This is a genomic window from Bacillus sp. ISL-75, from assembly GCF_018613095.1.
In genome coordinates, this window is record NZ_JAGGQX010000065.1 from 1 (window position 1) to 10177 (window position 10177).

Below are 10177 nucleotides of genomic sequence, written 5' to 3' on the forward strand. Positions count from 1 at the left end.
CCCCTACCTATCTGTATGAAGATTTGTTGTTGTGATTGATAGAAAATTGAACAATGAGTTTTGCTTGAACTAAGCAAAAAACCTCTCTAAATTCCTGAAGTTTAGGAATTTCACGAGAGGTTTTTTTATATGTTGCTCTTCGAAAAATACTTCCGTGTATCTTTACGTATTTGTTTGGGTAAGACGCGATCAAGCTCTTCATTTAACCATGACAGTGTTTTACTACGCAAGTAATCACGCATTTTTTCTTCCGCAGAGAGCATAACTAAATTGATGGTGCAAGAGGAGGGAGCAGAGCAGCAGTTTTCTCTATATAAATATCCATTGTCTTTAATATTTTTACATTGAAAAATAGGCTTTGGACCTTCAACTGCTTCAATTACATCCCAAAAGGAAATATCTTCTGGGGACTTAGATAACCTATATCCTCCCTTTACACCAGGTACAGAACTTACAATGCCAGCCTTAGATAATTTACCAAAAACTTTTGAAAGAAATGTCTCAGAAAGTCCTTGGAATTCTGCCAAATCCTTTATCCCAACACTTTCATTGGAAGGAACATCGATTAAATAAACCAGACAATGTAAAGCATATTCAACTCCGACACTATACTGCATATAAATTCACCTTCTTTTGAATTTAAGGGTTATCAAATTGTATCTTAGGAATATTTAGAGTGTTAGTCAAATAAAAGAAATCTCTTTTGGGTAAATCATATTCATTTGACAAAAATAATTATAGCATATATTATAGACAATGTTAATCGACGATTAACTCAGTCTTTAATTGGAGACTAAAATTCATCTTTTGGGGGAAATAAAAATGAACAAAACACTTATTATTAACGCACATCCAAAAATAGATGATACTTCTTCAGTGAGCTTGCAGGTTTTTAACCACTTTTTGAAAGCTTATAAAGGATTAATTCATGATAGCGAAGTAATTGAACAGATTAACTTGTACAGTGAAGTAGTGCCTATGATAGATAAAACGGTTTTAAGTGCATGGGAAAAACAACGAAAAGAACAGGAGCTAACCAGCCAAGAACAAAAAGTAACGGAGCGTATGTCCGAGATCTTACAACAATTTAAAAGTGCAAATACGTATGTCATCGTTTTACCTTTGCATAATTTTAATATTCCATCAAAGTTAAAAGATTATATGGATAATATCATGATCGCACGTGAAACGTTTAAATATACTGAAAATGGATCAGTGGGTCTACTTAAAGACGGACGAAGATTGCTTGTTATCCAAGCAAGTGGAGGAATCTATACAAATATTGATTGGTATACAGAAGTTGAATACTCTCACAAATACCTGAAATCAATGTTTAATTTCCTTGGGATTGAAGATTATCAAATCATTCGTGCACAAGGAACTAATTTATTAGAGCCAAATGAAGTATTACAAAAAGCATATAAAGAAGCTGAAGAAGCTGCTTTAAGATTAGCACCTAAATTAATACTGTCTTAAAGGAAAAGAAATACAAGGAGGTAATTAAATTGGAACAACGAGTTGATTATTACAATGTAGCACCAGAAGCACTTAACGAAAACAACAAGTATAGACCGTAAACTTCGTGAACTTATAAAAATTCGGGCTTCTCAAATCAATGGTTGTGCATATTGTATTAACATGCATACTGCTGATGCTAGAAAAATGGGAGAAACGGAACAACGTTTATATTGTATTAGTGCTTGGAGAGAGTGCACATTTTACACAGATGCGGAAAAAATAGCTCTTGAGTTTACAGAATACGTAACTTTAATCCCGACAAAACGCGTGCCAGATGAGCTTTATCAACGAGTACGTGAACATTTTGACGAGAGACAATATGTTGACCTTGTATTGATAATTAATCAAATCAACAGTTGGAATAGAATTTCTATTGCCATGGGGAATACAGCAAATGAAAAATAATTCCTCTCAGCGAACATCTAATAGTGTTGTCGCAGATTGTAGAAAAAAAGCATCCAAATGAACCAGTTTGGATGCTTTTCCGTATTATGCTTATATTGAGCATAAAATTACCTTTTGCTTATGAAAGGTTGTGAAAGATTTCACTTAAACTACCATGAAAATAAGTTTCTTCAAGATAAGAAAAATGACAAAACTTAAAAAGACCCTGCTCAATCGTTAAAAAAAAGAGGAGAGCGATAATTAATAAGTCTATGGATTAGGGTTGACTGGATTAAGGTCAGTAACAGTATTGACACTTCCTAACCATTTTCAATCTCTGTGGTGCAGCACTGATTTTGTGCTGCATGGATGGCTAACGGGCAGGTTTGTTGAGTAAGAAATACAAATCATTGGTCAAACAAAAAGGATGTTTTCTCAAAGATTGTCGTTTTTAACAAGGTAGATTGTATATAAATGTATAGTACAATGCTTAAAGAACGCTATTCAGGGGGTGATTTGTTGTGAATGTGAGTAGTTTTAATATTGGAGATGCGCTATTTCAATTATTTTATCTTGGGTTTCTTGCACTAATTATCGTATTAATCGTGTCATTTTTCCGTTCTAACAAGAACCGCAGAAATCAACTAAACAGAATTGAGAAGAAAATTGACGATATGAACGAACAAATAAAAAAGGGTAACGATTAACGGCTATATAATGAAGCCGTTTTTTATGTCCTTTTTAGCATTTCCACAGTCGTTTTATTCGATTTTCAAATGCTATTCAAGCGAGGGAAACCAGTAGAGGTATGGGCTAAGTAAGATTGTGAACCAGTTCACTTAAGCTAACGGGTGCGTTAGTTGTGCGAAATGTTTCTGGCTTAAATTGAGATTGGTCACAATACTCAGGTAAAGGTCAGACAGTTCCTGTCGGAACTGAAGGGTTATATCGAAGAATCAAATGATGGGGTAACGCCCTGAAGGGTTCTCTCTTAGTCGAATAGCACTGGATTTAGTAAGAATGATTGTGTTATAAGCTTGCGAAAAGGCGTGAGAATGTCATAATGGTTGGTATAATCTTCGTGGTTTTGGGTATTATCATTGTTTGATTAAAAAAAGCAGAATGTGAAAAATTGTAGCGTTAGTTATATAAGAGGACTTTATTACGATTTCAGTTTTTGGTTCAGTTTTTTAGCAGTATCCTTGCAGTTTTTGTCCTTGTAAAGGGGGTACAATGGGTAATATAGCTATTCCCCCATACGAATCAGCTATCACTACATGAAAAGAGCGCTCCTCCCACACCTGGGGCGTTCTTTTTTTATGCCTTCATAAATAGGGAGGAATAGAAAATGAATTTCAAAAAATGGATTTATACATTAGTAGAGGAAAAAGGATTATTAGCTCATGATTTTACGGTTACTTCAAATGGAATGACACACTTTATCGGGAATGGATTCGGTTAATCAAAAGCAGATCAAAGATATTTTAGTTAAGGTCGATTTTATGAACGGCGATGTTTTACATTTCTTAAATCACTGTGCAGAAGGTTATGTAAAAACTTATGAAGAAATGGGAGGTGCTTTTTAATGGATTGCAAAAAGTGTGGTAAAAAAGTTGAAGTGGAAATTGTAGAGAAAACATTGAAAATGTTGTTGATCAACAAACTCAAATGCCCCCAATGCCCAGGTTATTGCTCCACCAGAACATTAAGACAAAACAGATGAAGCGATTGAATGATGTCCTCTAAGACTTAAAAAAACACCATTATTGAAGTGACCCCCTTAAGTTGGACTAAACATCCATCTTAGGGGGTTTTTAATTTGGTCAAATTTTCAAGTGAATATAGAGAAAAGGTTGTTCTAGAGTATCTGAATGGAGGGGGAGGATCGTATGAATTGGCAAAGAAATATGGTATTGCGAGTCATCAAACTATACTTGATTGGGTGAATCGATACGAAAAATATGGGAATAAAGCTAATGAGGTCCGTAGTCCTAAAAGTGTGTATGATGGTAACTTTAAGTTGGAAGTATTAAAATGGATGTGGAGTAACAGAGCATCATTACGCGAAACTTCCCTTCATTTTGATATATCAACACCAAGTACAATCCTGTCGTGGGAGAGGAAGTACAGAGAGGAAGGCGTCGAAGCTCTGTTTAAACGGAGAGGAAGACCAATACAAATGACAGCCAACCATCATGATCACCAACAGGGGAAAAAAGAGGAATCCTCCGAACTTGAAAAATTACAACGTGAAAATCGTATGTTAAGGATTGAAAATGAATACCTAAAAAAGCTAAAAGCCTTAATTCAGGAACCCGTGGGTACCGACAAAAGCAAGTGAAAGTTGTCACTGAATTAAGGGAAAAATATCGTTTATCTGAGATTTTGAAGGTCGTGGACCTTCCGAAAAGTGTGTATTTCTACTATCAAAATCATGAAGAAACCAAACATAGTGATCAAGAATTAATAATGGAAATCAAAGCAATCAAAAAGGATAATCCAGCTTATGGATATAGACGCGTTCAACTTGAATTAAAAAATCGTGGATTGGAAGTTAATCATAAAAAAGTTCAACGCATTATGCAGGATCAGCATTTACAGTCACAAGCATATACGAAAAAAAGTCGGAAATACAACTCATATAAAGGGACGATTGGTAAAATTGCCCCTAATCGGCTAAATCGTCGGTTTAAAACAGATCGACCTTATCAAAAGCTTACAGTAGATGTCACAGAGTTACGCTGGGGAGATAAGTCCACAGCACACCGCTGTTATCTGGAACCTGTAATGGACCTCTACTCTCGCGAAATTCTGGCTTTTAACATTGACCTTCATCCTACTGTAAGTTTTGCTTTAAAACCGTTGCATGAAGCCCTGGACGCACTACCTAAACTTCCTTATCGGACAACTGTTCATTCGGATCAAGGATTCCAATATCAACATCACAGCTGGGTAAAAGAGCTTAAGGAACATCATGTATTTCAAAGTATGTCGCGAAAAGCAACATGTCTTGATAATGCGGCAATGGAAAGCTTCTTCCACCTTTTAAAATCTGAAACAGTTCATCAATACGACTACCAATCTTTTGAGGAAGTCGCTCAGGCAGCGGTTGATTGGATTAGTTACTACAATAACGATCGAATTAAAGAAAAACTCGGTGGTAAGAGTCCTGTAAAATACAGGATTCTTACCACCGAGAAAGCGTCATAATATTTTTGTCCAACTTTATGGGGTCAGATCATATTTGGCGTTTTAGTTTAAATATTAACGATTGTTGTTATTGTTACGACCTTTTTGTTGATTATTTTGATTATCACCAACATGAGCGGTTGCTCCTGGTGATTCAACACTGGTTGCTCCTGGGCGTTCAACACCGCCTGAAATGGAACCTGCAAAAGATGGTATACCTTCCCCGCCTTCAGTCGGTTGAACTGCTGTTTTTAAACCTGTTATATTTTTCATGTTTGGCATGTTTTCACCTCCTTTAAAATAGTCTGCACTTTTAAATTATTTTCTATTATGAATGTAACAATCTGGTTATCATGAGGGCTATGTGTGGGAAGCTGAATGTGATCATTGTGTTAGATTTATATGGTAAATTTATATTGGGAGTAGGAATGGTGAAGAAGCATTTGAGACATATTTTGATACTAAGATGTTTAATCAAAGCTTTTTTCTTAGCATGACTTTGGGATATGTACCGTAAAGTAATTTCCTTCAAATCCTAACGGGGCAGGTTAGTTTAACAAGAATATTTGTTATTTAGTTCGAGAAAATAAATACAATCTGTAATTTGAAGGTTGATAATAAATGTTTAAAAAGAAATTTCTAATATTTTTTTGTTTATTCTTTCTAACGATAACTCCAGTGCAGGCAGAAGAAGACAAAATCCAATAAAAATGCAATTAGGCTTTTAAATTCATTTAAAGGGGAGGAGAGTGTTAACTTGGATGAGTTTGAAAAAATGATGGCGGAGTTTGATGAATGGTTAGTGGATGCAAAAAAGCAAATAAAGGCTTCGGTGCAAATCGATCCATCGAAGTTAGATGCTTTTGTAAAGATTATCGCCGAGATGGTCAGCATTAAACAGAATTATGCTGACCAACTGTCAGAATTACGCACTGCTGCGGAAGAGAGAATTGTAAGGTTGGAGTATTCTAAAGGCGGAGAAACGATTCATCGTGGATACTACTGTCCAAGTCCAGTTTTAGATTTAATCATTGGTGGGATGAAAAGGGGCAGACTGTTCAAAAAGAAGAAACCTGAGTTTGGGAATTACTCTTACGAATATGGCTTTGATATGGAGGGTAGACTGCTACGAGTAAAGGGTGTAAATGAGTTTACAACTCCAGAAAGTGGTTTTAACGAAGAGTATTTGATGTATATCGGAGATGTGGTTTATGGTTTGGAATTTGATAACTTAGGCGAGTTGGGAGTGGTGTCCAAGAGCATTTACGATAACGGAAAATTAATGAAGTATGAACGAAGCGTGTGTGGGATGAAGAAATTTGCCGATCTTCATTATGAGGAATACACATACGACAACAATAGGCTTTCCGAAGTGGATTTCTTTTTTAATATTTCGCCGCAATTAGAACTGTATGAAGAGAAATGCTTGCGAGTAGAACACGATCAAGATGGCAATATCATTAGGTTAATCAGCGATAAAATTGTTGATGGTAAAGCAGAGCAGTTTATATATAATGTTAAACCGCCCAAAAGATAAGTGTCTGCACTTAAAAGATAACGGGATAAGGGTAGCTTAATACACAGAAGGTGAGATTAATTTGGCTTTTTATAGGATTTTCTTATTAAACAAACGAGTGCTTATGTTAAAAACGGGATTGCTGCAGCGATCCTTTTTTTTCTTCAACTAAAGGGGCAGGTTAGTGAAAGAAGAAATGAAGTACTTGAGTCAATAAATTAAAGGAAGATACCCTCTATTAAAGACGGTCATCTTCCCATGCTCTGTCATAATCTCTTATATTGTGTTTTTCTTTTGGAGTTTCTTCTTGTTGACTTTGTTGATCTGTTTTCTGCATTTGTTGTTGAGCTTGAGAACTAAATGATTCCTTCTGTTGTTTTAATGAGTTTGAAGCATGATTTGCTTGGGCACCTTGTGGAGAATCTTGAAATTGAGATACGGTTTGAATTAATTGAGAAACTTCTCGATGAATATTTGCAAGCTCTTGTCCTAATTCAGTATCAGTAAAGTTTGCTCCAGGTAGTTGAGTGTCTATTTGTTTTTGCTGTTGATTGTTTTTTGTCATGATAGAAACCTCCTTAAAGTAGATAAATCATACCCTTTTATAATGTTCTATAGCTTCTAATAAATAACTGGTAATTTTTATGGAGAAATCTAATGTATGTTTTTAACGGGTGCTTTACTTCAAAAAGGTTGCTGAGGCAACCTTTTTCTTATGGCACTAACGAAGCAGTTTTGTTGAAGAAGAATCTCAAATAGCATAGCCTGTTAAAAAGAAAGCAAACTAAAATAGTGGGTGCAGATAACGAAAAAAATTTGGAAAAAATACAATTCCAATATCTTTAAATAATGTATTTATTATTGTTGGTATCTAATCAATTAGAAAGCCCAATAACTTCATTCATGTCAGGTTTGCAACCTGAGACCCCTAAAAAGCATTAGCGAAAAAAAGTTTACTGAAATAAACTATAATTTCGGATAAAAGAAGGAGGTTGGACCCAAAAATTGTCTAACTCTTTGAATAGATCTTCTAATTCTCCTATAAAAGGAGATTCTAATGGAATTAAAAGATTGCTGCCTTTTTTAGGTCCTGCCTTTATTGCTGCTGTGGCATATATCGATCCAGGTAATTATGCAACAAACATTTCGGCAGGGTCTAAGTATGGATACGCATTATTATGGGTCATTTTAGTTTCTAATTTAATGGCTGTTTTGATTCAAGCGATGTCTGCCAAGTTAGGGATTGCAACAGGTAAAAACCTACCTGAAGTTTGCCGAGAAAAATTTTCAAAGAAGACTTCCATACTTTTATGGATACAAGCTGAACTTGTCGTTATGGCAACAGATCTGGCAGAATTTATTGGTGCATCGCTTGGAATCTATTTGCTCTTTGATATTCCACTTGTTTTCGCTGCTATTATTGCAGCCATTGGTTCATTCGTCATTTTGGAGATTCAAAGGCGAGGAATGCGTCCGTTAGAAGCTGTTATTACAACAATGATTTTTATTGTTGTAATTGTTTTTGGGGTTCAAGTTTTCTATGCAGCACCAGATGCAACGGCAATTCTCTCTGGTCTTTTCACACTCAAATTTCAGGGTGTAGATAGCGTTTTATTAGGGGCTGGTATGCTGGGAGCAACAGTGATGCCACATGCCATTTATCTGCATTCTGCCTTAACACAAAATAGAATTGTCGGAGAAACTGAAGAAGAACGGAAAAAGATTTTTAAATATGAGTTTGTAGATGTCATTATTGCGATGATTATTGCAGGTGGGATAAACGCGAGTATGTTAATCGTCTCAGCGGCATTATTTAATAAAAACGGACTTAATGTAAGTGATTTAGAAGTTGCTTTTAATGAATTTGGAAAAATACTTGGACCCTTTGTGGCAATTTGTTTTGGAATTGGATTGTTATCCGCAGGATTATCAAGTTCTTCAGTTGGTACTATGTCAGGTGACATCATTATGCAAGGCTTTATTAAACGACGCATACCTATTTATTTGAGACGATTTATAACAATGATACCGCCGTTAGGAATAATTCTAATGGGAATTAATCCTTCTAAAGCTCTTGTCATAAGTCAAGTTGTTCTCTCTTTTGGAATTGCTTTTGCTTTAATACCTTTAATAATGTTTACAAGTAACAAAAAACTAATGGGAAAACTTGTAAATCATTTAGTAACGTCGATCTGTGCGTGGATAATTGCCGTAGTTATTATAAGTCTTAATTTATTTTTGTTATATCATACTTTTATTAACTAAAGAAACTAAAGCACGTTTTTACCTCCTATTTATTCTGAGTTTCTTTTTAAGCTTACGGGTCAAGAGTTGAAGATCCAGCTGCCAAAAATTCTTGGTGGCTTTTTCTTATTCTAACGGGTGCTTGAGTGCAAGAAGGTAAGGATGTCGCTTATTGAGTAACAAAGGCTTAAATTTTGTTTATTATTAAATATTTTATAGAGTGGGGATAATACAATTTAAAATTAAAGAAATTTAGCATGTTGACAAAAAAGGGGACAAAACAAGATGAGTAAAGCACTAAATTTACATAGAAGTGCAATAGACATGTTGATGGCGACAAGCCGGACCTTCTTTATTCCTATTAGTCATCTACCGTCAGGATTACAAGAAGCTGTTACATCCGCTTACTTATGCATGAGAGCTATTGACGAGATTGAAGACCACCCCCAACTCCGATTGGAAACCAAACACAATCTATTACGTTCAATCAGCCTGCTCTTGAAAAAGCCATTCAATAACAAGGAGTTAATAGCTTTATTTCGCCCATACAACTCTCTCCTTCCGGAGGTTACCTTACGATTTGGCGATTGGATAAAGCTTTGTCCACCAACAATTGTAGAGAACATTTCAAATGCCACATCTACTATGGCGAAGGGGATGGCGGACTGGGCTTTAAAAGAGTGGCGGATTCAGAATGAAGAAGGTTTGAATGAATACACATTCTACGTTGCAGGTTTGGTAGGAGTCATGCTCTCAGATATTTGGAAGTGGTACGATGCTGTTGAAACGGACAAGGATCTAGCTATAGCCTTCGGTCGTGGCTTGCAGTCTGTAAATATTCTTCGCAATCGTGCTGAAGATTTAGAACGTGGTGTGGATTTCTTTCCCGATGGATGGGAGTTAGAAGATATGTTTATGTACGCCCGACGTAACCTAGCATTGGCTGACGTTTATTTGGAGGATATTAAACCCGGTCCAATCCTTAATTTTTGTAAAATCCCGATAGCTCTTGCTCATGGTACACTCGATGCTTTAACAGAGGGGAAGGAAAAAATGAGTAGAGCTACCGTAACTGAAATAGTTAGTCGAGTAGTAGATAGAAAATAAGATTCCACAATTTAGAGATAAATTTTTATATGTGTACTTGTTGCACTACCATGAAAATTAACTTCTTTAACTCAGTGAAAAAAGGCAATACTAAAGAGGACGCAGCTCATTCATTTTTTAAAAATGGGGAGAGCGCCAGATTCATTGATCTATGGTTTAAAAAGTGACTGGATTAAGATGCTTTAGGTTCTTCTAATGTAACGGTGTATCCTAAACTTT

Annotated in this window: 8 protein-coding genes and 2 pseudogenes; 7 read left to right on the forward strand and 3 right to left on the reverse strand. The window is 35.7% G+C overall.

Going from position 1 to position 10177, the window contains the following annotated elements; all coding sequences use genetic code 11:
* Window positions 1–125: 125 nt before the first annotated feature.
* A complete protein-coding gene (locus J7E63_RS24720) occupies window positions 126–617 on the reverse strand; it encodes an RrF2 family transcriptional regulator (protein WP_168242251.1) in 492 nt (163 codons plus the stop codon).
* A gap of 205 nt (window positions 618–822) precedes the next feature.
* On the opposite strand from J7E63_RS24720, the gene J7E63_RS24725 reads away from it, so the two are divergent.
* From J7E63_RS24725 to J7E63_RS24740, 4 genes and pseudogenes are all read left to right on the forward strand, one after another.
* On the forward strand, window positions 823–1476 hold the full coding sequence (locus J7E63_RS24725; protein WP_215017410.1) for an FMN-dependent NADH-azoreductase: 654 nt from the start codon (window positions 823–825) through the stop codon (window positions 1474–1476).
* Between the two features lie 29 nt (window positions 1477–1505).
* Window positions 1506–1923, forward strand: a pseudogene (locus J7E63_RS24730) (carboxymuconolactone decarboxylase family protein).
* 500 nt (window positions 1924–2423) lie between these two features.
* A complete protein-coding gene (locus tag J7E63_RS24735) occupies window positions 2424–2609 on the forward strand; it encodes a DUF4083 domain-containing protein (protein ID WP_374193795.1) in 186 nt (61 codons plus the stop codon).
* Window positions 2610–3721: 1112 nt separating this feature from the next.
* Window positions 3722–5112, forward strand: a pseudogene (locus J7E63_RS24740) (IS3 family transposase).
* Window positions 5113–5166: 54 nt separating this feature from the next.
* On the opposite strand, the gene J7E63_RS24745 reads toward J7E63_RS24740, so the two are convergent.
* The gene (locus J7E63_RS24745) at window positions 5167–5373 is read right to left on the reverse strand and encodes a hypothetical protein (protein ID WP_215017412.1); all 207 of its coding nucleotides are present in this window, start codon (window positions 5371–5373) and stop codon (window positions 5167–5169) included.
* Window positions 5374–5848: 475 nt separating this feature from the next.
* On the opposite strand from J7E63_RS24745, the gene J7E63_RS24750 reads away from it, so the two are divergent.
* Window positions 5849–6628: a hypothetical protein gene (locus tag J7E63_RS24750; RefSeq protein WP_215017414.1), complete on the forward strand. Its 780-nt coding sequence runs from the start codon at window positions 5849–5851 to the stop codon at window positions 6626–6628.
* 217 nt (window positions 6629–6845) lie between these two features.
* On the opposite strand, the gene J7E63_RS24755 is transcribed toward J7E63_RS24750, so the two are convergent.
* Window positions 6846–7172 carry a hypothetical protein gene (locus J7E63_RS24755; protein ID WP_215017416.1) on the reverse strand — a complete coding sequence of 109 codons (327 nt, stop codon included), beginning with the start codon at window positions 7170–7172 and terminating at the stop codon, window positions 6846–6848.
* Between the two features lie 440 nt (window positions 7173–7612).
* Between J7E63_RS24755 and J7E63_RS24760 the strand changes: the two genes are divergently transcribed.
* Window positions 7613–8872 carry an Nramp family divalent metal transporter gene (locus tag J7E63_RS24760; RefSeq protein WP_251033745.1) on the forward strand — a complete coding sequence of 420 codons (1260 nt, stop codon included), beginning with the start codon at window positions 7613–7615 and terminating at the stop codon, window positions 8870–8872.
* Between the two features lie 264 nt (window positions 8873–9136).
* Window positions 9137–9958, forward strand: coding sequence for a squalene/phytoene synthase family protein (locus tag J7E63_RS24765; RefSeq protein WP_215017419.1), 822 nt, complete (start codon window positions 9137–9139; stop codon window positions 9956–9958).
* Window positions 9959–10177 lie beyond the last annotated feature (219 nt).